The sequence below is a fragment of the Parapedobacter sp. 2B3 genome, from assembly GCF_041925275.1.
In the GTDB taxonomy this organism is placed as follows: Bacteria; Bacteroidota; Bacteroidia; order Sphingobacteriales; family Sphingobacteriaceae; genus Parapedobacter; species Parapedobacter pyrenivorans_A.
Window position 1 is genome coordinate 1 of record NZ_JBHEUZ010000001.1, and the last position, 26,713, is coordinate 26,713.

The window sequence follows — 26,713 nt, forward strand, 5'->3', positions numbered from 1 at the left end:
CGAATCAAAGTTAAGTAAGCCTAAAAAGAGGCAACGCGCTGCCCTGGATGACGATTTCCGAAGCAGCCTGCTCGCCGTGTATTTTTAAAAGCGATTTCCCTGGGTTGACGATATGGCAGAATTGATAGAATCATCCCCAAAAACAGGTATTTTCCATTTTCATCTGAAGGGATTTAGGATTTTACATCCCGTTTTGTGTACATTCGCTTTGGTAAATCCGTCATCACTATGAACAAAGCCAATTGGATGCCCGCCCGCAAAACCACCCTGATTGCCGCGGCAGGCGTTATTATCGTCGTCATCATTGCGCTATTCCTCTGGAAATACAGCCAGTCTAATGTGGTAAATGCCAACAATACCGCTTTCGCCAAATATGTGGAGGCGTATACCGCGGGCGTCGTTTCCCGCGAAAGCGCGGTGCGCGTGCGACTGGCCTCGCAGGTCAGCACGTTTCAGCAGACCAACGAAGCGGACAGCCGGAAACTTTTCTCCATGAACCCCGGTGTAAAGGGAAAAGTGTATTGGATAGATGCACGAACGGTGGAATTCAGGCCCGACGAGCCGCTGAAACCGGGGCGGGAATACAACGTCACCTTCCACCTCAGTGAAGTGGCCGATGTGAGTAGGGATCTCAAAAATTTCACCTTTAATTTCAAGGTTATCGAATCGTCATACAACGTGGAAATTGACGGACTGACATCGCAAACGTCTACCGCCACCGATTTGATGAAACTCGCCGGACGCATCGCCCTTGCCGATGCGGAACAACCCGACGATATCGAAAAACTGTTGACGGCATCTTCACAAGACGGAACCCGGTATGCCATCAAATGGCAGCACAACACCCAAACGCGACTATCCACTTACGTTATCGATTCGATACCACGGGGTGATAAAGCGGGCAACCTGATCATGAAGTGGGACGGCCGCTCCATCGCGGCGGAAAAAGCGGGTGATAAAACAATCGAAATACCCGCTAAAGGCACCTTTAAAGTGCTGGATATCCGCGCCGTTCACGAACCGGAACAATATGTGCTGGTTCAATTCTCTGACCCCATCCTCGTGGCGCAGCAACTCAGTGGACTTATCGATATTGCCGGCATGCAGGATCTGCGCTATACCATCGACGGCAGTGAGGTGAAGGTGTATGCCCCTGATCGCCTTGAAGGGGACTACGCCGTTGCCGTGAACGAGGGGGTGGAGAACATCAGCAACCGGAAAATAACGGATGCTTATGCGGCCAACGTCACCTTCGAGAACCGGCTGCCTGCGGTCAGTATTCCGGGGAAGGGCACCATCCTCCCGGGATCGGGCAAACTCACGATGCCGTTTGAGGCGGTAAACCTGCGGGCCGTTGATGTGACCATCGTTAAAATCTTTGAAAACAACGTACCGCAATATTTCCAGAACACCTACGAAAGCAATTACGAACTGCGGCGCGTGGCCCGGCCGGTGGTGCAGAAAACTATCGCGCTGGATGACGACAAAAGTATAAACCTACACCGCAAAAACCGCTTTTCACTCGATATCGACCAACTGCTCAAGGCCGAACCGGGCGCCATTTACCGCGTACTGATCGGGTTCAGGCATAGCTACTCGGCATACCCATGCAGCGATGCGGATGTGGAGGCAATAGCCGAAGCCGAGGCCGAGCAGCGACGCTATTATTACGGCGATGGGATTGACGAAGACGACGAGTTCTGGGCACGTTATAACAACTACTATCCATACGATTACAACTGGGACGAGCGCGACAATCCGTGCCACAGTGCGTATTATACCACCGGTCGCTGGGCCAGCCGCGATATGCTGGCTTCAAACATCGGCCTCATTGCCAAACGTGGCAACGACAACAGCGTCACCGTAATCGCGACCAGCATCCTCACCGCGCAACCCATGCCGGACGTGGAGGTGAAACTGCTCGATTACCAACAGCAGGTCATTCAGACCGCCACCACAAATGGCGACGGATTCGCTGAATTTGAAGCATCGCGCAAACCATTCATGCTCATCGCCGCCAAAAATGAAGAACGCGGATACCTCAAGCTGGACGACGGATCCTCCCTCCCGCTGAGTCGTTTTGATGTGGGGGGCGATATCGTACAGAAAGGCATCAAAGGCTTCCTGTATGGCGAACGGGGCGTGTGGCGTCCGGGCGACTCGCTTTTCGTTGGCTTCATCATGGAAAACCAATCGGCCAGCTTGCCGGAAGGCCACCCTGTTACCTTTGAGCTCTATAACCCCAAAGGGCAGCTGACCAAACGACTGGTGGAATCTAAACACACCAACGGATTCTATACATTTAAAACCAAGACGGAATCTACCGCCCCCACGGGCAACTGGGTGGCTAAAGTAAACGTGGGTGGTGCCGTGTTCCAAAAAACACTCAAGATTGAAACCGTCATGCCCAACCGGCTTAAAATCGACCTTGACTTCGGTGGTCGGGAAGTATTGGATAAAGGAAGTGCTACCCCCGTCAACCTTTCGGCAAAATGGCTGTTCGGCGCGGAAGTACAAGGGCTCAAAGCCCGGGTAGAAGCGGTGATAACACCGGTAAGGACCACTTTTGACGATTACCACGGCTATACCTTTGACGACCCGACGCGCAGTTTCAGTCGGGAAAGTGAAGTGCTGTTTGACGGCACGCTGGATGGTGCCGGAAAAGCGGCCTTTTCTGCAGACGTGGCGGCAACAAACGGCGCCCCCGGCATGCTCCGCGCCAGTTTTACCACCCGCGTATTTGAACCGGGAGGCAATTTCAGCATCGACAACATCAGCATGCCCTATAGTCCGTATACCAGCTACCTCGGTGTGCGTACACCTCAGGGTGATCGGCTATCGGGAAGGCTGCTCACCGACGAAAACCACCAGGTAGACATCGTGGCAGTAGATGCGACAGGCAAAAAACTAACCGGACAACGCCGGGTACAGGTAGAGTTTTATAAAATACGGTGGCGCTGGTGGTGGAACCAGGAGGGCGAATACCTCGGCAATTTCACGCAGGACAAGTACAACCAGCTGCTCAAAAAAGAGACCATCACGCTCAATAATGGAAGCGGCAAATGGAGCGTCCGCGTAAATTACCCCGATTGGGGACGCTACCTCGTGCGGGTGGTCGATCCGGAAAGCGGCCATGCCTCGGGCAAGACGTTGTATATCGACTGGCCGGGATGGGCGCAGCGTGAACAGCAGAGTAATCCCACGGAGGCATCCATGTTGTCATTCACCGCCGATAAAGAGACTTACCGGGCCGGCGAAAAGGTAACGCTGACCATCCCATCCTCCGCCGGTGGCCGTGGCCTCATCAGTATCGAAAACGGCAGCCGTGTGTTGCAAAGCTGGTGGATAGATACCGAACAGGGACAAACGGTTTACAGCTTTGAGGCCACCGAAGACATGGCGCCCAACGTATTTGTAAACGTGACCTTGCTGCAACCGCACCAGCAGACGGCCAACGATCTGCCCATACGCATGTATGGCGTGATACCGCTATTGATCGAAAACCCGAAAACCATTCTCAAACCACAGATCGGCATCGCCGAGACCCTGCGGCCGGAAACCAAATCACGAATTTCCGTATCGGAATCAAGTGGCAAGGCCATGACGTATACCATCGCTATCGTAGATGAAGGGCTGCTCGACCTTACCCGTTTCAAGACACCCGACCCCCATGCGAGCTTCTACGCCCGCGAAGCATTGGGAGTGAACTCCTGGGATCTCTTTGACCAGGTGATCGGCGCCTGGGGCGGCGACCTGGAACGTATCCTCAGTATTGGCGGCGACGGCGAAATCGATCGCAATGTAAATCCGGCCAAAGCCAACAGGTTCAAGCCCGTGGTGAAATTCCTCGGTCCGTTTACGTTGAGCAAAGGTAGAACCAATACGCACGACTTTACATTGCCGCAATACATCGGCTCTGTACGCGCCATGGTGATAGCCGGACAAGACGGTGCTTATGGATTTGCCGAAAAAGCCGTGGCCGTGAAAAAACCGCTGATGCTGCTGGCCACGCTACCGCGCGTGATTGGCCCCGGTGAAACGTTTAAGTTACCGCTCACGGTCTTCGCCATGGAAAACCAGGTAAAACAGGTGAGTCTGGACGTTACCGCATCGGGTGGGCTTACGGTAAAAGATGGTAAACAGACCCTGGCATTCGCCCAACCGGGTGAACAGATGGCTTATGCCACCGTTACCGTAGGCAACGAAACAGGTGTAGGCAAGCTCCGCGCCGTGGCAAAAAGCGGCTCGGAGACGGCCGTGTACGAAATCGAAATCGACGTCCGCAACCCCAACCCGTTCATCACCTCGGTTGACAAAGATGAAATAGCAGGAAATGGCTCGTGGCAACGGGCCATCGAACCACTTGGACCCGGTAACGGGAATACAGCAACCGTGGAGGTATCGTCCCTCCCACCCATTAACCTCGCCAAACGCCTGAATTACCTTATCCGGTACCCTTATGGGTGCCTGGAGCAGGTAACATCGAGCGTATTCCCACAGTTGATGCTGGATAGGTTGGTTGAACTGAAGGAGCAGGACAAGGCGGCCATTGAACGGAACATCAAAGCGGGGATTAACCGGCTACGCAATTACCAGCTACCCAGTGGCGGACTTGGCTACTGGCCTGGGGCGACCGAAGCAAACGAATGGAGCACGAACTATGCCGGCCATTTCCTGCTGGAAGCGCAAGCCAAAGGGTATACGCTGCCTGCAGGATTCCTCGACAGCTGGCTCCGGTTCCAACGGAGTACGGCGCAAGGGTGGGCACCCAACCAGTACAACTGGCGCGGTGGCGACCTGGTGCAGGCCTACCGGCTCTACTTGCTGGCGCTGGCCAAAGCCCCCGAAATCGGGGCCATGAACCGGCTTAAGGAATTCCCTTACTTATCTGATGAGGCTGCCTGGCGGCTGGCTGCAGCCTATCAATTGGCCGGTCAGGGTATCGTGGCCAATCAGCTGGTGAAAGGCAGGACCACGGATGTGAAGCCCTATGAAAATGCCGGGCGTACGTTCGGGTCGGCATTGCGCGACCGTGCGATGATTCTTGAAACGCTCGACCTGATGGGGCGCAGACCGGATGCCGAACGGGTATTGCTCTCCGTTGCGGCGGGGCTCGACAACGATCGGTGGTACAGTACGCAAACCACTGCTTACGCGCTGCTGGCCATTGGCAAGTTTGGGGGAAGCGACCAACGGAAGAATAATTTTGACTATACGCTGAACGGCGAATCGGCGAGCGTGAACGCAGACACGTACCTGTACCGCATTGCGGTAGACATGAGCAAGACAAACAACGCCTTGCGTATCGAAAACAAGGGAGCCAATAAGCTGTATGTCCGGGTAATCCGTGAAGGTCAGCTGCCCGTGGGCGAAAACCCGCCCATGCGCAACAATCCGGAATTGCTCACCATGAACGTGCGGTACACGAATCAACAGGGTGAGGTCATCGACCCGGCGGCATTGGCCCAGGGAACGGATTTTGTTGCGGAGGTAACGCTCAAGAACACGGGCAATATCGGTACGTATGAACACATGGCGCTTGCCCAGATATTCCCGTCAGGCTGGGAAATCATCAACACGCGACTGAACGACACCCAAGCGGCGGTGCGTTCATCGCCGGCTACGTACCAGGATATCCGCGACGACCGGGTACTTACCCACTTCAACATCAGGCAGCAGGAGACCCTTACCTACCGGGTGTTGTTGAATGCATCTTATATCGGGCGGTATTTCTTACCGTCGGTAAGCGTAGAAGCGATGTACGACAACCGGATACAAGCAACAACGTCGGGCCGGTGGGTGGAGGTTAAATAGTCGTTAGTCATAATACGACGGGCTTACGACTAAAAAGACTTACGACTAAAAAACACGTAGCGCTTCGTCTATCAATTCGCCGTAAAATGCGGTTTCGGTCATTCCGGCCGCTCGTACCTGTTGGGGAATGAAACTCTGGGCGGTCTGGCCGGGGATGGTATTGATCTCGATGAAATAAAACCGATCGGTGGTCCGCTCAAGGAAGAAGTCTACCCGCACCATGCCCTTGCAGTTGAGGCGCTTGTACACAGCTTTTACAATGCGCTCCACACGGCCGCGCTGCTCGGCGGTGAGCTCCGCAGGAGTTATCTCTTTGGTCTGCCCGTCGATGTATTTCGCCTCGAAGTCGAAAAACTCGCGCTCCGTGATGACTTCCGTCGCCGGCAGCACCACCAGCTCGCCTTCCTTACGGTATATGCCAACAGAAAACTCCCGACCATCCACAAACTCCTCCACGATAACCTGGTTGCCCGTGTTCTCCGCATTGAATGCTTTCTCTATCGCTTCAGCAAGCTCCCCATCCGCCTTTACCTTGGTCATTCCGATACTGCTGCCACCTGCATTGGGCTTCACGAAATAAGGAAGTGAAAGCGCATCGCGCACCAAACTCACTGCGGTACGCCGCTGCGACTCAAACAATTGGACGGAGTTGGCCACGTGCAAATCAGCGATGCCCGCCAATACCGCTTTGGTATAGGCTTTATTCATTGTCAGTGCCGATGTAAGGGCGTCGCACGACGTATAGGGTAGCCCCACCATATCGAAATACCCTTGAAGACGTCCATCTTCACCGGGCGATCCATGCAACATAATAAATGCCAGATCGAAGCTGATGGTCTGTCCGGCGATTGACAACGTGAAATCATCGCGGTCAATAGGATACTTATCGCCATTGTTACCAACATAGAACCAACCTTCGGTGGTAATGAGGATGGTGTAAACATCGTATTTCGACTTATCCAGTTGCTGGAAAACAAAATTGGCACTTTTCAGTGAAACTTCCGATTCCGCGGTGTAGCCACCGGTAACCAGTGCGATGCGTATGCTCATAATTTGGCAAACATAGCTAACTTGCAGATTATATACAAGATGGAAAACCTTGGAAGGATTAAAATATAATTTGCTATGCCCGGAAAAACGAATAATTTTGTCCGACGTACCTCGTACTTTGTCTATGATGGTTAAACAATGGCGCTAATATTGCTTTGCACAGATGGAGACACCCACGCAGTGCAAAAACAGTAAGACTTAACAATGGTAAAATTCTTCAAATACTTACGTACCGAAAAGTTCAGGAAAAACCTCATCGGCGCCCTTATTGGCCTGACCGTTTTTTTTCTGATCATCATCTTCGGGCTTGATACGTACACCCGCCATGACGAATCGATAGCTGTCCCCGAACTTCGCGGAATGCTCGTTAACGAGGCCGTCAAGACATTGCAGGCAGAAGGTTTCGAGTACGACCTCGACTCGGTTTATCAAGTAGACGCGAAACCGGGCCTGGTCATCGAACAAGACCCCGACCCCCAAACCAAGGTAAAGAAAAACCGAACCCTATACCTCACCATCATCACCCGCGTGGCCCCCGAAGTGGCTTTTCCTGACTTGATCGAGAAAACCTTTGTCGAAGCACGTGCCATGCTGAATAGCTACGGTATTAAGCTGGGAGATACGGTCTATATTCCTGATATCGCCCGGGACGTCGTACTCGACGTAAAGTTTGGCAATGAACGGCTCAACGCAGGCCGCCCGATTCCAAAAGGATCGACGGTAGACCTCGTATTGGGCGACGGGCGCGGTGACAGCGAAGTGCAGGTGCCGGACTTGACCGGCCTCACACTGGACCAAGTGCGGTTTGCACTGCAGGGCAATTCATTGACACTAGGTTCCGTAAATTATATGGGGTTGGTTACCGATACCGCAGGTGCAACCGTCGTATCACAGACCCCCACGCCAACAGACCCCAAAGTAAGCATTGGTACCCCTATTAATATCGCGCTCACAAATCAGCAATAGGCGTTGGCGGTAACCACCCGCAGAAAAACAGAAATGAAACGACGATCAACTGACACGGAAGAAACCAGATGAAGAAAAAGAAAAGAAGAATATTCATTGCACTTGGAATCATCGCGGTCGTTGCATTTGCTATCGGAGGGACCGTCGCATATAAATACTACCGATCTTTTTTTGCTCCGAATGTGACCGTAGATGCCAATTACCTTTACATCTACACGCATTGGGATTTTGAAGATGTAATGACCAGTATCGGTGAGTTGCACGCGGTCGAAGATACGGCTGCCTTTCGATGGGCCGCTGTAAAAATGGAATACCCTAGCCGTGTAAAACCGGGAAAATACAAACTGGAACCCGGCATGAATAACCGGACGCTCATCAACAGACTTGGAGGTGGTTTCCAAGAGCCTGTGAAGCTACGCTTCGAGAATGTACGGCTCAAGGAAAACCTGGCGAGTGTATTGGCGAAACAGTTGGAACCCGATTCCATCTCGTTTATCAACTTGCTCAATGACGATAGTCTTGCAACCCATTTTGGATTTGATGTCCGGAATTTCCTAAGCATGTTCGTACCCAATACATACGAGTTTTACTGGAATACATCGCCAGCGCAGTTTGCCGACCGTATGCACAATGAATACGAGAAATTCTGGACCGACGAACGGCGGCAGAAAGCCGAAGCGATAAACCTCGACCCACAAGAAGTGGCTGTGCTCGCGTCCATCGTTAAAGGAGAGGCGCTGCATACCGACGAGATGCCTACCATTGCGGGTCTATACCTCAACAGGCTCCGGAAAGGCATGCTGCTGCAGGCCGACCCCACCGTCATCTTTGCCAATAACGATTTCTCCATCCGACGGGTACTGTACCGCCACCTGCGTACCGATTCTCCTTATAACACCTATTTATACCGTGGGCTGCCACCCGGCCCCATCATGATGCCCAGTATCGCGTCCATCGATGCGGTATTGAATTATAAACAGCACGACTATATTTATATGTGCGCAAAAGATGACTTTTCGGGTTACCATAATTTTGCGGTAACGCAAGCCGAACACAACATCAATGCACGCAAATTCCAGCAGGCACTTAACGAACGAAACATCAAGCGCTAATGTATGTATACGTTTGAAACAACTGTACGGATTAGATATGCGGAGACTGACCAAATGGGGTATGTCTATTATGGCAACTATGCCACTTTCTATGAAGTAGGTCGGGTGGAGCTCTTCCGTAGCTTGGGTTTCTCGTATAAAGCACTGGAAGACAGCGGCGTCATGATGCCTGTATTGGAATTGCACTCGCGCTTTCTGAAACCTTCCCGGTATGACGAGGAGATTACCGTACGCACCCATCTGAAAGAAAAGCCGGGCGTAAAGATCCGCTTCGATTATGAATTGTTCAACCAACACGGCGAACTGCTCAACACAGGCAGTACGACATTGGTCTTCGTAGACATGAAGCGCAATAAACCTTGTATGGCTCCAGCTGATTTCATGGCACACCTAGCCGCGTATTTCGTTTAAACAATGAATTGGATTCACCATACCTTACTGAAATTCAGGCCCTACTTCCAGTTTATCGAATGGACGAAGGCCATTGTGCTACCTGGGTTTGGTGCATTGCCCCTGTATACGGTAGCCACTTTTTTTTTCCAGGAAATCGCACGTGAATCCATTCTCAACAAGGCTTCTTCACTAGCCTATAACTTTATGTTGGCCATTTTCCCGGGGATCATCTTCCTATTTACGCTCATCCCCTACATTCCCATAGACAATTTTCAGGAACAGTTGCTGGATTTCATGGAAGTGGTTATTCCCGAAAACGCATTTCTGACGGTTGAGTCCACATTGGAGGATATCGTGAAAAACCAGAACAGTGGACTGCTGTCCGTTGGTTTCATCCTAGCCACCTTCTTTGCTACCAATGGCGTGAGCTCGTTGATGCTGGCTTTTAACAAGGCTTCGCTGATTATCGAAAGTCGCAGTTGGGGGCAGCAACGGCTTGTCGCCATTGGGCTGACACTGATGATCATCATCGCCTTAGCAGTGGGCATGACCATCTTTACCGCGGCGGGGTATGTGGTGGGATACCTCCGGCAGAATATCGAGGTTAATGCAGCCTTTTGGAGTTTTGTCATCGCTGCGGCACGATGGGTCATCCTTTTCGGGATTTATTTTCTAACGGTTAGCATCCTTTATAAATTCGGGCCAGCCTCTTCCCGGAAGTGGAAATTGTTTAGCCCCGGTGCCATGCTGGCGACCATCCTGGCCATCTTGACCTTCTCGGGATTTGCTTTCTACATCAACAACTTCAATGCCTACAATAAACTTTACGGCTCCATCGGTACGCTGATTGTCATCATGATCTGGCTATACCTCAACTCCCTCATCCTGCTGGTAGGCTTTGAACTGAACGCAAGTATCGCGCTTTCGAAACAGAGTATCAAGATCGTGAGGCCGCGGGCTTTCAACACGTTCAAGTCGGCCGAAACATCCGAACAGTCGGCCGAACCGACACCACGCAACATTCACCGTAATTAAAAATTTTGCGATAAATGAAATTTTAACCTACTTTTGCGGACCGATACGTTGGCCTCCACCCATTACGGACTGGCTGCTTAAATATGAAGCAAAACAAGCAAAATACGCCGACAGCAAGAATCTTATTACTTTGTAGTTTCATTGTTTTGTTCCTTTTCATTGGGGCTGTGTTCATTTACCAGTACGGTCAATACCGTAAACTTGAGCGCAGATTGACAGAGGCGTATCAGACACGTAAGGCCGGATCAGACAGCCTGAATTACCTATTTTCCACCTACAGTGAAGCAGAAAATACATTTCGCCTATATACGCTGGAATTTAGTAACAACACCTACAACACATACCTGGAGAAGCTCAATTTACTCAAACATTTTGTGGATTCCTTGACATCGCTTCCGTCTTCGGGTATTCCATTGAGCGATCCTGGGTTGAAGATCGAAGACCAACAGAAAATAGCAATGGAGTTCGCCGTGCTCAAACAGCGGCTTGACCATTTAGTATTCCATACCCACGATTCGTTGGTATTATTGAGCAGCCCCGCCAACATGGGGCCGAATCATCCCATCCAAATCGAATCCGTGGTTGACCAAGTGTTGCTCGATACAACGAAAAGCATTACAAAAGACACCATTGTAAGGAAAAAGCCCGGTTTGCTAAAACGGATTTTCAACTCCAAAGATGATACGATCGTGATAGCCAGCGAGCATAACGGGGTCGATGTTGAGCGGATTGCCATTCTCCGCGATAATTTATCTGCGGCTCAATCGGACCTGGAGCGGTCTTACCTGGGTAATATCACCAATCTCCGGCACACATTCTTGCAACTTCAGGAAAAAGAAAGGCAACTCATCACAACAAATATCGCTTTATTAAACAAGCTCAAAGAAAGTGTGGAGATTGTCCAAGCGCTTGATGTACAACTATTGCGCAATGCCGAAGAGAAAGATTTTGCGCTTTACAAGGAAAATATCACGCTATTTGGCAAGCAGCTCATTTTTGCATTGATATTGATGTTTATCATGATTGTGGCGCTAGTGTATTATCAATTCTATGCTACATCGTACGAGCGCCACCTACACTTGGAAAAAGACTATGCCGCCAAGCTTGCCGAAGAGAAAACCAGCGTATTGGCAAACATCAGCCATGAAATCCGTACGCCACTCAATTCCCTTTTAGGTATCATCGATCTGCTCAAAAGTAGGGCATCGTCCGAAACGGTAGACGAAAAGCTCATCGACTCGGCGTATTACAGTATCAACCTTATCAGCAATAACATTGCGGATATATTGAGTCTAAGCAAATTAGAAGCTTCCCAGAAAGGTAACATTGTAAAAGGTTATTTCTCGCCGAACCGATCTTTCCGGGATGTGGTAGCCCTGCACAAAAACCAAGCGGAGCTAAAGAAGCTCCAGCTGCATACTGAGATCGACATTGATCCGCGATTGAGCCTATCGAGCAATGAGTTCAGGATACGGCAGATAGCTTCCAATTTTTTGAGCAATGCCATTAAATATACACAAAAGGGCCAAATTATCTTCAGGGCATCGCTAGTCCGAATAGGCAACGCGTCTAACCTACACATCGAAGTGGAGGATAGTGGCATAGGCATCAAGGAGCAGTACCGCCGCCAGGTATTCCGGAAATATTTCACGGCGAACCCAAACGCCGGCGGAATTGGCTTGGGACTGTATATATCCAAAATCATGGCCGAGGAATTAGGTGGAACCATCGGACTGAAAGGCAAGTCCATGAATGGCTCCATTTTCTTTGCCGACATCCCGTTTTCGGAAAGCAGGGTGGAAACCCACGAACAACGGAAGGCCCGGCTAGCCGATCTGCCCGCCGACCTACGGTTACTGGTTGTCGATGATAATCCAGTCAACATCCTGCTCATGAAGCAGTTTTTCAAGGATGTGGGCAGCATCCATACCGTTAATAGTGGTGAGGATGCATTGGTCTTCCTGAATAGCCACCCCGTGGACCTGGTTATCACCGACATTAACATGCCCGGTATGAATGGTGTAACCTTGCTTGAAAAAATACGTGCGGAGGAGCGGTTCAGCGCCATCCGTGTGCTAGCCATCTCTGCCGATATGTCCACACTGAATTATGCGGAAGAGGCGGGCGTTGAAGCCTTCTTTGATGGCTTCATTGAAAAGCCTTTTACTGAAGCCGAAATTGTCAAAACAATTATCGGGGCACTTTCGAAAGCACCGTAAAGATCAAGCCGTCTATACCTTGGAAATAATCCTCGGGGAGCGCGAGGCAACCGATGCTTTATTGATAATTAGAATATGATAAACAATGATGCGCTAATGACAACCAGTGACCTACCTATTGTCAAATAATAAAACAATAACTCCCTATAAATAAAAGTTTTTCATACCTTTGCAGTCCCGATAAAAATCGGGGAAAAGGAGAAATATGAATTAATGGCAAAAAAACAAGAAGCAGAAAAGGAATTGGCAGCTAAAACAGCTGAACTTCAAGACACTGAGGAAACCTTGGTGAAAGAAAAGGAGGACATCGAGTCGGAAGCCGATTCGAAGTTCATTGACGAAATCAAATCGACCACGTGGGAAACCCCAGATGCTGATTTTGATTGGGACAAGGACGAAAAAGGTTTTGGCAACTACAGCGACGAAGAACGCGCGAAGTTGGAAGAACAGTATGCAGGAACCTTCAATTCGATCAACCGGGGCGAAATCGTATCAGGCGCCGTCGTATCCATCAACAACAAGGATGTGGTGCTTAATATCGGTTTTAAATCCGATGGCTTGGTATCCCTTTCTGAATTTCGTGATACCCCCGATTTGAAGGTCGGTGACACGATCGACGTTTTCGTCGAATCACAGGAAGATGCAAATGGCCAGTTGGTACTTTCACGGAAACGTGCGAAAACACAGAAATCGTGGGAAGAAATCAACGAAGCACTCGAAAACGACACCATTATCGATGGTTTCGTGAAGAGCCGCACCAAAGGTGGACTCATCGTAGACATCAAGGGTGTGGAAGCGTTCTTACCTGGGTCTCAAATCGACATTAAACCCATACGCGACTACGATATCTACGTGGGTAAAACCATGGAATTCAAAGTGGTCAAAATCAACCACGAATTCAAGAACGTCGTCGTATCCCACAAAGTACTTATTGAAGACGATTTGGAAAACCAAAAAACCGAAATTGTCTCCAAGCTCGAAAAAGGACAGGTATTGGAAGGAACCGTCAAAAATATCACGGATTTCGGTGTATTCATCGATCTCGGCGGTGTGGATGGCCTGTTGCACATTACCGACATATCATGGGGCCGTATCGAGCACCCGCGGGAAGTATTGCAACTTGACGAAACCGTCAACGTGGTGGTACTCGATTTTGACGACGAGAAAAAACGTATCGCCCTCGGCTTGAAACAGCTTACCGAGCATCCTTGGGAATCGTTGGATACCGCATTGGAAGTAGGCTCAAAAGTGAAAGGCAAGATCGTAACCGTAGCCGACTACGGTGCATTCCTCGAAATCACCCCCGGTGTAGAAGGACTCATCCACGTATCGGAAATGTCTTGGTCGCAGAACCTGCGTAGTCCGCAAGAGTTTCTTAAAGTAGGCGACGAGGTAGAAGCGCAAATCCTGACACTCGACCGCGAAGATCGCAAAATGAGCTTAGGTATCAAGCAGCTGACTCCAGACCCTTGGAAAAACATTGCTGAGCGTTACCCCATCGGTTCGAAACAGAAAGCCGTGGTGAAAAACATGACCAACTTCGGCGTATTTGTTGAGCTCGAAGAGGGTATCGACGGATTGATCCATATCTCCGACCTTTCTTGGTCAAAGAAAATAAACCACCCCAATGAATTCACCAAAGTAGGTGAAGAATTGGAAGTTGTTGTATTGGAACTCGACGAAGACAACCGCAAGTTGAGCCTCGGCCACAAGCAGTTGGAAGAAAACCCATGGGATACATTTGAAACCATTTTTACCCTTGATTCCATCCACCAGGGAACGGTAATCAAAGTCGGCGAAAAAGGCAACATCGTAGCCTTACCTTATGGGGTGGAAGGGTTCTCTCCCGCTAAGCACAGCATCAAGGAAGATGGTAACCCATTGAAACTTGATGAAGTTGCTGATTTCAAAATCATTGAATTCAACAAGGACAACAAGCGTGTGGTGATCTCACATTCCCGCATCTGGGAAGACCAACGTGCAGAAGCACGGATGGAAGACTTCAACAACCGGAAGAAAGAAGCGAAAGCTGCTTCATCTGCCGTGAAGAAAGTGAAGGAATCTGTGGAGAAATCGACACTGGGCGATCTGGACGTCCTAGCCCAACTGAAACAACAGTTGGAAGGCGAAGAAAGCGCCAGCCGCTCAAAAAAATAAGGGTATAAACCCTTGTTTTTGATATAATGCAACGCTCCCTGAAATTTCAGGGAGCGTTTTTTATTGCATATAAAAAGTGTTTTTTTTAAGTTTGTTCTACATAACTAACCTTTGGTACCATGAACACCTTAAAGAAAATACTCATCATCCTGTCGATTATCATCGCTATTCCGCTCATTGCAGCCCTTTTCGTCAAGCGTGAATTTACTAGCGAAAGACAGATTACCATCAACAAGCCCAAGCAGGAAGTGTTCGACTACATCAAGCACCTCAACAACCAGAAAGACTACGATGTTTGGCATAAAATGGACCCTGAAGCCAAAACGACTACCAGCGGTACCGACGGCAATGTAGGTTTTGTGTATACCTGGGACGGTGAGAAAATAGGCAAAGGCGAACAGGAAATCACCAACATCGTGGAAGGCGAACGGATGGACACGCAGCTGCGATTTAAAGAGCCTTTTGAATCGGAGGCTTCGTGCTACATGGCTACCGAGGCACAGGGAGAAAACCAAACGGTCGTAAAATGGGGGATTTCCGGTAAATCCCCTTACCCGTTCAACTTGATGTCGCTGTTTTTCGATATGGGCGACGATTTCGACAAGGGGCTGCAGGAATTGAAAACCGTACTCGAAAATCAATAGTATGGGCAAAACCCCGAATTGGCAGGAGGAGCTGGGGCTACTGCGGGCGATCATCGCTAAAACGGCACTGGTGGAAACCACAAAATGGGGAATCCCGGTATACACTTACAATGGACGTAACGTCGTGGGCGTAGCCGGGTTTAAGAACCATTTCACCCTGTGGTTTTACCAAGGGGTATTCCTCAAGGACAAAATGCAAGTATTGACCACTGCTCCAGGCGGAAAAGCAAAGGCCATGCGGCAATGGCGCTTTACCGCACGCGAGCAAATCAATGAGCCGCAGCTGCTTTCCTACCTCAACGAAGCCATCGCCAACGAGAAGGCGGGCCTGCAACTGAAGCCTGAACCAAAGGGGCAGCTACTCATTCCGGCCATCCTAAGTGACGCGTTCAAGGACAATGGACTTCGCAAGGCATTCGATGTCCTTGCTCCATACAAACAGCGGGAATACATCGAGTACCTTACGGAAGCCAAACGCGAAGCCACTAAATTGGCCCGGTTGGACAAAATCAGGCCCCTTATCCTTGCAGGAGCCGGGCTACATGATCAATACAAAAAATAACGAAATGATATCTTCAAAGACGATGAGCGCAGGACTCATCTTAGTTATCGCTGGAATACTATGGTGCCAGGTTGCTACCGCCCAATCGGATAACCCCAACTACGATCAGGCGCTCGCCGATTCCTTGGAGGCTGACGAGTATGGGATGAAATCCTATGTTTTCGTCATCCTGAAGACCGGACCGATGCAGTTGGATGACGAACAAAAAGTAAGTGAACTGTTCCGAGGCCACCTTGAAAACATCAACCGACTGGTTGAGCAGAAAAAACTGATCGTTGCCGGTCCATTTGGAAGAAACGATCGTAATTACCGCGGCTTATTCATCTTTGACTCCAAAGATAAGGCGGAAGTAGAGGCCCTCCTACAGACAGACCCCGCCATAAAAGAAAAGCTCCTTGAAGCGGAGCTTTTTGATTGGTATGGTTCAGCGGCACTCCGCACTTATCTGGAGGCCAGCTATCGGATTACGAAAAAAAACCCCTAACCTAAGGTCGCTTATCGACTATATCGACGCGATAATGGTATTCAGTGTTTCACTTGGCCGCATGGCGGCTTCCGCCTTTGCTTTATCTGGCCAGTAGTAGCCATTGATATCCTGTGGCTTGCCTTGTGCACCGATCAATTCACCGTTGATTTTTTGTTCGCTGGCACGCAACTTGTCAGCAACAGGAGCGAACAGTTCACTCAATTCGCTGTCTTTGTTTTGAACGGCCAACGCTTGGGCCCAATACAATGCCAAGTAAAAATGGGAGCCCCTATTGTCGATTTGACCAACTCTCCGTGCGGGCGATCTATCATTTTCCAAAAACTTTTCGGTCGCCGCATCCAACGCTTCAGCCAATACCAATGCTTTGGCATTTCCCTGGGTTTGCCCCACATGCTCCAATGAAACAGCCAACGCGAGGAACTCACCCAACGAGTCCCAACGCAGGTAGCCTTCCTCCATGAATTGATCAACATGTTTCGGTGCCGATCCACCGGCACCCGTTTCAAAAAGCCCCCCCCCATTCATCAACGGCACGATAGACAGCATCTTCGCCGATGTGCCCAACTCGAGGATGGGGAACAAATCAGTGAGGTAATCCCGGAGCACGTTGCCCGTCACCGAGATCGTGTCCTCACCCCTGCGGATACGCGCCAGGGAGAATTTGGTAGCCTCAACCGGGTTCAGTATCCGGATATCGAGTCCGGATATATCCTGTTCGCTAAGGTATGTGTTGACTTTCTCGATAAGCTGCCGGTCGTGCGCACGGCTTTCATCCAACCAAAAGACGGCAGGTGTGCCGGAAAGGCGCGCGCGGTTAATAGCCAATTTCACCCAATCGCGGATGGGAGCATCCTTGGTTTGGCACATCCGGAAGATATCACCGGCTTCAACTTCCTGCACCATCAATATATTTCCATCGTCATCCAACACTTGGATAGTGCCTTTCGAGGTCGCTTGGAATGTCTTGTCGTGCGAGCCGTATTCTTCGGCCTTCTGAGCCATCAGCCCCACATTGGATACCGAACCCATTGTAGAAGGATCGAAGGCACCGTATTGTTTACAATCGGCAATAGTTGCCGCATAAACACCGGCATAGGAACGGTCGGGTATCAACGCCAACGTATCCCGCACAGCGCCGTTTTTGTCCCACATCTGACCGGAATTACGGATCATGGCCGGCATGGAAGCATCGACAATCACATCCGACGGAACATGGAGGTTCGTAATCCCCTTGTCAGAATTGACCATGGCTAAGTCCGGACCGTTCTGGATGGCCGTAGCAACGGCTGCTTTTATTTGTTCCTCTTGGGGATGCCCGGCTATCTTCGCGAACACGTCGCCTAGCCCGTTGCGCGTATCCACGCCGAGTTCCTTGAACAGACTTCCATACGTATCAAAAACCTCCTTGAAATAAACTTCAACGATGGCACCAAAGATAATTGGGTCGGAAACCTTCATCATGGTTGCCTTTAAGTGCGCAGACAGCAACACGCCAGTTTCTTTAGCGGCAACGATTTGCTCACCAACGAACTTTTTCAACGCAGCCATACTCATGTGGGAGGAATCTATCACTTCCCCCGCCAGCAACGGTGCGGGTGCTTTCAGCTCTGTCTTGGCGCCACCTTCATCAACAAATTCAATTTTGAACGTCGCCGCATGCGATAGGGTTACTGATTTTTCATTTCCATAGAAATCGTCGGCAGACATCGAAGCCACCTCGGTTTTGGACTCCGATGTCCATGCTCCCATAGCGTGTGGGTGCTGCTTCGCGTAATTTTTCACGGCTCGCGGTGCGCGGCGGTCCGAATTACCTTCCCGAAGTACGGGGTTTACCGCAGACCCTAGCACCTTGGCGTAACGGGCCTTAATGGTCTTTTCTTCGTCACTCTTCGGCTCCTCGGGATAATCGGGCACCGCGTACCCTTTATTTTTCAATTCAGCGATAGCTGCCTTCAATTGCGGAATGGACGCCGAAATGTTGGGCAACTTGATGATATTGGCGTCAGGCGTGGTAGCCAATTGACCTAGCTCGGCCAAGGCATCAGCTATCCTTTGGCCATCCGTAAGGTACTCCGGAAAATTCGCGATAATCCGTCCGGCCAAGGAAATATCTTTCTCCTCGACCGATATACCGGCCGGTCGCGTGAATGCTTTGACAATCGGTAAAAATGAGAACGTGGCCAATGCGGGGGCCTCGTCTGTTCGGGTATAAGAAATGGTGGTTTTAGACATAATCTGAATGAATTTCGGACGCGAAAATAGCTAAAAATACGCTGTTTTACAAGTTTTTGGTTGATGTATGAGGTAACTACCCGCCCCACGACAAAAAATCATCCCCGAAAAAGACGCCTGTCAAAGGGGAATTTTACCAGCGAATCAATTTTAATATCGGCAAAATCCGGATGCTTCGGGTTAATCAAGTAATTAAAATCGCCCGGTGTAACTACCGAGGGTATTTTTAATACGGCATAGGTAGCATCTGCTACGAAGGTATCCCCAATCCGTTGGGTTGAAAGTGGATGGGGAAATGTATTCCAGTTGTTTGGCAGTTCATTTTCCGCGAGTTCGTCTATCGCCATGTCGTCCGGAATGTATACCGACATCATCAGGTAATCAGAAGGCAACGATGCTAACGTGAGATGGACGGCCACTTCGGCCATCGCCAACGACCGGTTCCCTGCTGTGTATATCAGCTCTACCCCAATGGAATTCCATCGTGCACCGCGCAACGCGGCCCCTTTGCCGGATAATGAGGACGAGAATTTCTCGCGGACCAGCCTAAAAACAACCATACTATACGAAAATACCGTGGTTGATATGCGTAAGTTCTTTTAAGACAAGTTCCTTGCCGTATGAATCTTTCAAGAGCTCCAGGGGTTTCTTGTTTCCGAGTGCATAATTGGCCGTATGGAGCCACTGCTTGAATAGCTCGGCATCACCGAATATCTCCAACCCCTCGCGGGTAACCTCGGCCAACTCCATGATCTTCTCGGAATGCAGTGTCTTGAAATAACGGTTTTCCATTTTATAACGGTTGAGTGTTTTCGTGGAAAGCTCAAGGAAAGCAGCCCATTCGCTTTCGGTAAAAGGTGTAATACGCTGTATCTGCTCAAAAAAACGATAGGATATGCCGCTTTGTACCACCGTAGTCATCATCAACCGATCTGTAAAAAGCTCATTAAAGGTTGGCGGATCACTGGCTAGCGTAAGGTAACCATCGGCATCAAACTCTTTGAAGATATTCCTTATTTCATGATCTAATTGCTTGCCGTATGTCATGGAAACCCCTCTTTTTATAAATATGTCTTCAAATTTAAGACATTTTTCTCGGTTTTCAAATCATTTTAGATAATATTTATCACCGTTCACTTTCAGTCGTCCCTCATCCAACCGTTTGCGGATAAATGCCAAACGGGTTGCCTCATCACCCGATTTGAGCCCCAACACCAGTTGGTCTATGTTCAGCGGCCCATCCGAAAGCAACTCTGCCAGCTCAGCCATGAGCCGTTCTTCCACATGCTCAAATTTATTCCGCACCAGGCACCGGTCGCAGATACCACATGGCTTGGAATTGTCTTCGTTAAAATACGCCAGGAGTTGCCGGCTTCGGCAATCAGCTCCATCGAGGTAAGCGAAAACAGCTTCCAATTGGCCTTGTTTGATCGCTTTCCGTTCACGGATATAGACGTTATCGATATGCAGCCGTTTACTGTCTATCCTAGCCCGTACAAATTGCAATTTCGGGCTGTCGGTTTGCGGCAGATAAGACAAGATTTCCATCTGCTGTAGATATCCAAGCATGTCGACGATAGCGAAACGTTGTTTCCCCATCCGCTTGGCCAATTCGTATTCACGGATGGGCACAAAATCGTCAAACGCACCACCATGGCTGCGGAGAATGGTCTTAATCAATCCATCATAGGCTGCATTTTCCACTTGAAATCTGTATAGATCCTGCTGGTTTGCCTCAAATTTCACCCGCGAGGGTATGTATACCGATTCGGTCACGCTGATCCATCCGTCGCGTTCGAGGAACTTCAACGCCTGGAGTACCATCACGACGTCTAATTTATAACGGTAGCAAAAGTCGGCTACGTCAAAATCCAGTGTCACCCCCACTCCCGCCCCATGGGCCAATTGGTAATAATTGGCCAAGTGCTGATAGACCTGTTTGATGTAGTCGACCGACGGAAAACTCAGGGCATGGTTTTTCAACAGCTGGTTGCGGTCGCTTTGGTGATAAAGCAGCACCGCATAGGCTCTCTTGCCGTCGCGGCCCGCCCGTCCGGCCTCCTGGTAATAAGCTTCGAGCGAATCGGGGATATCGAGGTGGATGACAAATCGTACATCCGATTTGTCGATCCCCATGCCGAAGGCATTGGTAGCCACGATAACGCCGGTATCCCCTGCCTTCCACGCTTCCTGCTTGCGCATCCGTTCAGCGTTTTCCAAACCAGCGTGGTAGAAGTCGGCCGATATGCCCTCATTGAGCAAAATACGGGTAGTTTCCTGCGTTTCCCGCCTATTGCGCACGTATATGATGCCACTTCCCCGCAACTTCCGGATAATACGCAGCATACGGCCCTGTTTATCTTCCTCTTCGAAAGCCATGTATGCAAGATTTTCGCGCGCGAAACTTCCCCGCAATACATTCTTCACGGAAAATAGGAGCTGCGCTTGGATATCATCTACCACCCGGGCCGTAGCGGTGGCCGTGAGCGCGAGGAAAGGCACACCGGGATGTAGGGCACGTAATGTGGCGATATGGAGGTACGACGGCCGGAAATCATATCCCCACTGGGAGATACAATGGGCCTCATCCACCGTAAGGAGGTTAACCTTCATGTGGCGTATACGCTCTTGTACCAACTCACTGCCCAATCGCTCAGGCGAGAGATAAAGGAACTTGATAGGGCCATAAATGCAATTGTCAAGTGCGATATCCACCTCACGTTTGGCCATTCCCGAAAAAATAGCCACCGCTTTTATACCTTTGGCCTGCAGGTTTTCCACCTGGTCCTTCATCAACGCGATGAGTGGTGTCACCACGATACATATTCCATCCCTCATCAACGCGGGCACCTGGAAGCATACGGACTTACCCCCTCCTGTAGGCATCAGCGCGAGGGTATCATGGCCAGCCAATACCGACCGGATGACCTCCTCCTGCATAGGCCGAAACGACTCATGCTTCCAGTATTTCCGGAGTACGTCTACACTATTCATGGCTTGGGAAATTCCAATGGCCAAACATACGCAAAATTGTCTTTCAACACATATACAGGAACCGCCGCCGCCTCGGCCGCCGCCTTCCATCGGGCGATGGTCGCATCGTCATTGGTGCCATCCAGCACTAATTGCCTGCAATCAACGGTTTCCATCAACGCGGCCAATGACACCGATGGATTGTTACGCAAGATAACGACATCGGCTTTCAGTTGCCCATCGTACGTACCACTTCCGTCGTAAACCATGAACCGGGTGTTCCCAAATTGCAGAATGCCCCCTTTCGCATACACTTGTTGATCCAGGTATACGCTGTCGTATGCCATAAAATGGATAGCATCTATGGAGGCATGGGCCTCAAGTGCAGGCAATACGGAATAGCCGATGGTACGGTCATCGATAGATGGCAGATCGGTGTATAGCCACGCATGCTTTTGATTGACAAGGCCAATGGCGAGGTTGCGACGGACGTTGAACACAATGGCTTGCCGGCCAGCATCGTTGAACACAATCGGAAACGACGCGCATACCAGCAATGTGACAGACACTAGCGCACTGTAGAACCAATGTTTGTGCCGAACCATGATGGCCATCGCCATCGACACAATCAGCAGGTAAACCAACAACGATTCCCACCAAGTAACCCAGATACCGCGGATGCTGGCCATGGGTAATTGCTCCATATATTCCAGCGAGGCATTGGTTACCAAGATAAGTTTTTCTAACGCTACCCCTATCCACGATGCCAGTTGGCCTGTGGGTACGATTAGCAATGCAAATCCGACATACATGATGGCACTCGCCGGCAATACGATAAACAGGTTGGCCGGAAGAAAATACAATGGAAATTGGTGAAAATAATAGGCCGCCAACGGACCGGCTCCGGCTTGGGCCCCGATTGACATCCCGATGTAGTCCGTTATGGGCCGCACAAACCGATTGCCCACAGGGAAGAGATAACGCAATACGGGGTGTACGGAAACGATGCCTAGTACAGCCAAGTAAGAAAGCTGGAATCCGATGTCGGCGATGAAGGCTGGCTCATACAGCAGGAGAAAAAATGCCGATGCCGCGATGCTATTGTAAATACGGTTCTGTTGCCCGAATATAGTGGCTGCCATCACAAAGCTCACCATGATGGATGCGCGCAGTACCGGCGGCGAGAATCCAGTCAACAATGCATATCCCCACACGGCAAGCAATAAGAACAGGAACTTGGTTACCCGCCACCCTCTGCTCCGATCCATCCACCACAATAAGTTGGTCAACAACCAGAACACGACAACGACGTGCATCCCCGACACGCTTAGTACATGGATAGTACCCGTATTGGAGAATGCCTGTACCAATCTTTCACTCATGTCAGCCCGATATCCTAAAATCAACGCGGAGGCAACGGAATAGGCATCCCGATCGGGGATGTATGCCGAAAACTTAGCGACCATCCGTTGGCGTAACGCCAAAGCATATGCAATAAGCGGATTGCCCTTCCCACTATCCATTTTTTTCAGTTGGTCCATTGCCAGGTAATCCCGGTGCCATATATTCTTGCCAGCGAGGTAGCGCCGGTAATCCAATTCGCCGGGGTTGTATGGCGGCGGAACCGCTTCATATTCCGTTGGAATGAGGAGCTCATCGCCGTATCGCAAAGATTCAACCATCAGGCTATCATCCGCCTGGACGGTAAGCATCAGCTTCCCCGTCACATCGTACAGCCCATTATCACCGTAAGCCTGCGTAACCACGAAAGGAAACCTAATTTGGCGGCCACGTACCACCGGTTCGTCGGCGACCAATCCCAACAGCCCCTTGGATTTGAAATGACTGAAATGCGTCCGATCGATCGCCGGATCCGTTTGCCAGACCAATAGGCAGCCAACCATGCTCCATGCAAACAGGACAAGCCCCCCCATGGCTCCGTAGTAGCGATGCCGACGTAACCGCGTAATGCACCGAATAGTTACAAATACCACAACCACTATACCCAAGGCAACCAAACCCAAGGTATAAAGCAGCCTCGTTGGGTCCGCAGCGCAACCTCCGCCGATACCGACCAGCAAAGCCAGCAGGAACCGTACAAAAGGCGCATGGCCAATGTACACGCGATTACCGTATGCGTTGGATGCCCCTAAAAACGCCATCTTAGTTGCACTTTGATGTCCGACCGCCTATTGCCCGCTATCGCATCCAAACCACTCCCCACCTCATCAACATCCCGGTAAATAAAGGTAGCATACCGTAGCCAGATGTCTACCTGCCGCGCCATACGGCAACGTGCGTTGACGTAAGCACGTATACCATCGTTGTGATACATGGGGAAGGAATATCCGTACAACACGTCGTTCTCATAAGCATACATACGCGCGTTGTAACCTGGAATGCCGAACACGGCCAACCGTGCATTGCCGCTCAGCCTACCGGCAATGGGCTTATAAATAACGTCGTGGTACGCCAACAGTCCCAATTCGGCTGTCTCCCCCTCCTTTTGGTAGTGGGAGAGCTCAAAGCGACTGCGCATCGTCCAACGAGCACCAAACTTGTATTGGCCACTCAAACGTACCTGCTGGTGCCGTACATCGGCGACAAACCGATGGGGTTGTTCCATCGCTGCGTTTTCCGAGCGCTGCCGATAACGGTAGCGCACAGAAATATTTGCTTTTTTATACCAGGTATAAGTAAATTGGCTCATCATATCCACTCCGTGGGATGGTGCATCGACACGATACTTCAGCCAAGGAAATCGGAAGAAATCAGCGTACACCGTCCATTCCACTTTCCGATTGGGGTGGAATACCAAACCGGCATAAAACCCGCGCTCGTTGACAGCGCTGCTCCCAGCGGCAAGTCCTTGGCTAAAAAACGAATGGTAGTTGCGCTGGTAGTTTCGGTAATGCAAGGCCAGTGACAGGTGGTGATGCAATGTTGCGATCAGCCCCTGCATAACAGCAAAACCACCGCCGCGGCTGTACGCAGCCTCGCCGAAAAGATAAACTCCACGCCATGAATGATGATAATAGAAACTGGTATTCAACAATTCATCGCCCCGAAATGCATATCGATTACGAAGCAGCGGCTGCGGGTCGATTGCCGTGTTGAGCCGGGTGTAATAGGCCAGTAGGCCGGTACGGAGCCGCGCCCGCTGATACAATGCATTGGCTCCCGACACCCACTGTTGCACGGCATGGCGGTTCGCAACCTCGGTTGGCGTACGGTGCAACCCGGTCTGACCTAGCGAACTGGTTTCCATTTGGCCATCATCCGCCGGCACAACCGACCCATCGATGCCACGCCAGGAAAAAAAAGGGGTAACCTCCAATTTCCCCAACATTACCGCCGCCGCGACGCCTCGCAAAAACATCGTTTCATTCGATGATGTATATGGCTGCAGTCCTGTCGCCTGTTTCGCAATGCCCTGTAGCATGGCGCCCTTACCGAAACCCAAGCCATTCCACATGGCCAACCCCTGCCCGAATTGCAGTGCATAGTCGCCTACCACCACATCCCGCAACCTGCCCTGGCTGCGTAGGTAAATGCTTCCTGAATAAAAATCGAAACCATGCCGCTGCGCACCATGGAAAAACGCTTCACCCGCGTCCTTTTTCATATTGAGGGCGACCCGCAGGTCGCTACCGTATTGATACCGATAGCGAACGAACACCTGGTCTGGGCTACCGAGATACCGCGAACGACCGGTATCCGTAACCGCATATCCCTGCCGCCGTTGCAGCGTACGGCCATACCTCACCATTAGATCGTGCACCCCGGCTCGGAGCAATTCGCCGACACCTGTACCAGACAATGGAGACGTCTCCCTCACCGTTACGTACGGCAATAGCAAACGAAGCAATTCCACATCCAGCCCATCAATTGCCTGCAGCTCTTGGATAGCGACGAACGCTCCCGAGCGGCGGCGGTGTTCCAACAAATTGTCGATAAACAGCGGGGGTACAAACTGGAGTTCCCTTAATTCACTCCCGTCGGTACGATTAAGGTCGATAGGGTGTTGCTTATAGTGATACAATCGGTCAGCGAGGTCCGAGAAATCGAAGTCTTCTCCCAAATCCTCCGCTATTAATTCGGTCAAACGCTCTACAAGCACCTCCACGTCCGTTTGAGCAGAAGCGTTGTAGGCCAGGGAGAGCCCTATGGCTAGCATGAATATTTTACTGAAACGCATACCCGACACCGATTTGTGGCGATACACCCAACCGTGGGTGGAACGTTACCGCTGCATCAAGTAGAAACTGCTGCCACCGGAGACCAAAACCACCATATTGCTGCAAGGGGTTGACAGATACCCCTCCACGCAAACATAAAATATTGCCAATCCAATAGGCGACGCCCAAGTGCCCGTCCAAACCGTCCTCCACCCGATAAGCCACATCGGCTGCGACGGTAACCGCCGCAAGTGGATAGCTAAAACCCACCTTTAGATAAGACGGAATGGTGCCATACACCGCAGCTCCGTAGTCAGCATCGCCCACATTGGTATACTGTAGTCCGATCGTGCTGCCCCATTCGAAATGATATTGAATCCCTATATCAACGGAAAAAGAATGGGCACTTAAATAATTTGGAATATAAAGTTGATGGTAACCTGCTGCCATTCCCACGGATAGACTGGAACCAAACCGCTTAGCGAAAGCCATCCCGCCCTTAGTATCGTGGTATGCCCCTTCTATGCCATGGCGGCGCACCATTGCCGCCCATGTACCCAGCTGTGTGGGTATGCCCAGCAAAGCCGATTGAGTGGTAATATCGGTTGTGAGAAAGTGGTGTTGGTAATCAACGCTCAAGGCAATACCATGCAGACCGGCTAACCCCGCCGGATTGGCCGTTATGCTGTATATCCCCTCAAGGGCAGTGCCCGTCTGCCCCATCGCTTGGTAGCTCGGGCCGACATAGGTTTGGGCGAAGCTTTCACAGGAGATTAGGAGGAGTATAAGGCACCTTCCAACCATGACGGTCAAAATAGCAAATTTTACTAAATAAAAAAAACGTGCACACAAGATAAACAACTTGGATGCACGTTTTCGAGATAAGGAGCC

18 protein-coding genes are annotated in these 26,713 nt (G+C 50.5%); 10 read left to right on the plus strand and 8 right to left on the minus strand.

The window, feature by feature from the left end:
• Nucleotides 1-228 precede the first annotated feature (228 nt).
• Nucleotides 229-5,814: an MG2 domain-containing protein gene (locus tag ACEVG1_RS00005; protein ID WP_374741454.1), complete on the plus strand. Its 5,586-nt coding sequence runs from the start codon at nucleotides 229-231 to the stop codon at nucleotides 5,812-5,814.
• 45 nt (nucleotides 5,815-5,859) lie between these two features.
• Here ACEVG1_RS00005 and ACEVG1_RS00010 read toward each other — a convergent pair whose 3' ends face one another.
• Complete coding sequence (locus tag ACEVG1_RS00010; protein WP_374741455.1) at nucleotides 5,860-6,864, minus strand: D-alanine--D-alanine ligase; 1,005 nt, start codon at nucleotides 6,862-6,864, stop codon at nucleotides 5,860-5,862.
• Between the two features lie 204 nt (nucleotides 6,865-7,068).
• Here ACEVG1_RS00010 and ACEVG1_RS00015 point away from each other — a divergent pair, with 204 nt between their 5' ends.
• From ACEVG1_RS00015 to ACEVG1_RS00055, 9 genes are all read left to right on the plus strand, one after another.
• Nucleotides 7,069-7,830 (plus strand): PASTA domain-containing protein, encoded by a 762-nt coding sequence (locus tag ACEVG1_RS00015; RefSeq protein ID WP_374741456.1) that lies wholly within the window; start codon nucleotides 7,069-7,071, stop codon nucleotides 7,828-7,830.
• A 68-nt stretch (nucleotides 7,831-7,898) separates the two neighbouring features.
• Entirely contained in the window at nucleotides 7,899-8,942 is a 1,044-nt protein-coding gene (gene mltG / locus ACEVG1_RS00020) for an endolytic transglycosylase MltG (protein ID WP_374741457.1), read from the plus strand.
• 3 nt (nucleotides 8,943-8,945) lie between these two features.
• Entirely contained in the window at nucleotides 8,946-9,353 is a 408-nt protein-coding gene (locus ACEVG1_RS00025) for an acyl-CoA thioesterase (RefSeq protein WP_374741458.1), read from the plus strand.
• A gap of 3 nt (nucleotides 9,354-9,356) precedes the next feature.
• Nucleotides 9,357-10,370 (plus strand): YihY/virulence factor BrkB family protein, encoded by a 1,014-nt coding sequence (locus ACEVG1_RS00030; RefSeq protein ID WP_374741459.1) that lies wholly within the window; start codon nucleotides 9,357-9,359, stop codon nucleotides 10,368-10,370.
• Between the two features lie 212 nt (nucleotides 10,371-10,582).
• Nucleotides 10,583-12,589 carry a response regulator gene (locus ACEVG1_RS00035; RefSeq protein ID WP_374741460.1) on the plus strand — a complete coding sequence of 669 codons (2,007 nt, stop codon included), beginning with the start codon at nucleotides 10,583-10,585 and terminating at the stop codon, nucleotides 12,587-12,589.
• 213 nt (nucleotides 12,590-12,802) lie between these two features.
• On the plus strand, nucleotides 12,803-14,746 hold the full coding sequence (gene rpsA / locus ACEVG1_RS00040; protein ID WP_374741461.1) for a 30S ribosomal protein S1: 1,944 nt from the start codon (nucleotides 12,803-12,805) through the stop codon (nucleotides 14,744-14,746).
• Nucleotides 14,747-14,865: 119 nt separating this feature from the next.
• Nucleotides 14,866-15,390, plus strand: coding sequence for an SRPBCC family protein (locus ACEVG1_RS00045; RefSeq protein WP_374741463.1), 525 nt, complete (start codon nucleotides 14,866-14,868; stop codon nucleotides 15,388-15,390).
• A gap of 1 nt (nucleotide 15,391) precedes the next feature.
• Nucleotides 15,392-15,952 carry a YdeI family protein gene (locus ACEVG1_RS00050; protein ID WP_374741464.1) on the plus strand — a complete coding sequence of 187 codons (561 nt, stop codon included), beginning with the start codon at nucleotides 15,392-15,394 and terminating at the stop codon, nucleotides 15,950-15,952.
• A gap of 4 nt (nucleotides 15,953-15,956) precedes the next feature.
• On the plus strand, nucleotides 15,957-16,436 hold the full coding sequence (locus ACEVG1_RS00055; protein WP_374741465.1) for a YciI family protein: 480 nt from the start codon (nucleotides 15,957-15,959) through the stop codon (nucleotides 16,434-16,436).
• 18 nt (nucleotides 16,437-16,454) lie between these two features.
• Here ACEVG1_RS00055 and ACEVG1_RS00060 read toward each other — a convergent pair whose 3' ends face one another.
• From ACEVG1_RS00060 to ACEVG1_RS00090, 7 genes are all read right to left on the minus strand, one after another.
• Nucleotides 16,455-18,671, minus strand: a complete 2,217-nt coding sequence (locus ACEVG1_RS00060) for an NADP-dependent isocitrate dehydrogenase (RefSeq protein WP_374741467.1) — start codon at nucleotides 18,669-18,671, stop codon at nucleotides 16,455-16,457.
• A gap of 98 nt (nucleotides 18,672-18,769) precedes the next feature.
• Nucleotides 18,770-19,231, minus strand: a complete 462-nt coding sequence (locus ACEVG1_RS00065) for an RES family NAD+ phosphorylase (protein WP_374741468.1) — start codon at nucleotides 19,229-19,231, stop codon at nucleotides 18,770-18,772.
• Nucleotide 19,232: 1 nt separating this feature from the next.
• Entirely contained in the window at nucleotides 19,233-19,718 is a 486-nt protein-coding gene (locus ACEVG1_RS00070) for an antitoxin Xre/MbcA/ParS toxin-binding domain-containing protein (RefSeq protein ID WP_374741469.1), read from the minus strand.
• Nucleotides 19,719-19,778: 60 nt separating this feature from the next.
• Nucleotides 19,779-21,665: an ATP-dependent DNA helicase RecQ gene (locus ACEVG1_RS00075; RefSeq protein ID WP_374741470.1), complete on the minus strand. Its 1,887-nt coding sequence runs from the start codon at nucleotides 21,663-21,665 to the stop codon at nucleotides 19,779-19,781.
• Complete coding sequence (locus tag ACEVG1_RS00080; protein WP_374741471.1) at nucleotides 21,662-23,806, minus strand: ComEC/Rec2 family competence protein; 2,145 nt, start codon at nucleotides 23,804-23,806, stop codon at nucleotides 21,662-21,664. The genes ACEVG1_RS00075 and ACEVG1_RS00080 overlap by 4 nt, the downstream gene beginning before the upstream one ends.
• On the minus strand, nucleotides 23,794-25,842 hold the full coding sequence (locus ACEVG1_RS00085) for a hypothetical protein (RefSeq protein WP_374741472.1): 2,049 nt from the start codon (nucleotides 25,840-25,842) through the stop codon (nucleotides 23,794-23,796). The genes ACEVG1_RS00080 and ACEVG1_RS00085 overlap by 13 nt, the downstream gene beginning before the upstream one ends.
• Nucleotides 25,829-26,626 carry a hypothetical protein gene (locus ACEVG1_RS00090; RefSeq protein WP_374741473.1) on the minus strand — a complete coding sequence of 266 codons (798 nt, stop codon included), beginning with the start codon at nucleotides 26,624-26,626 and terminating at the stop codon, nucleotides 25,829-25,831. The genes ACEVG1_RS00085 and ACEVG1_RS00090 overlap by 14 nt, the downstream gene beginning before the upstream one ends.
• Between the last annotated feature and the right edge of the window lie 87 nt (nucleotides 26,627-26,713).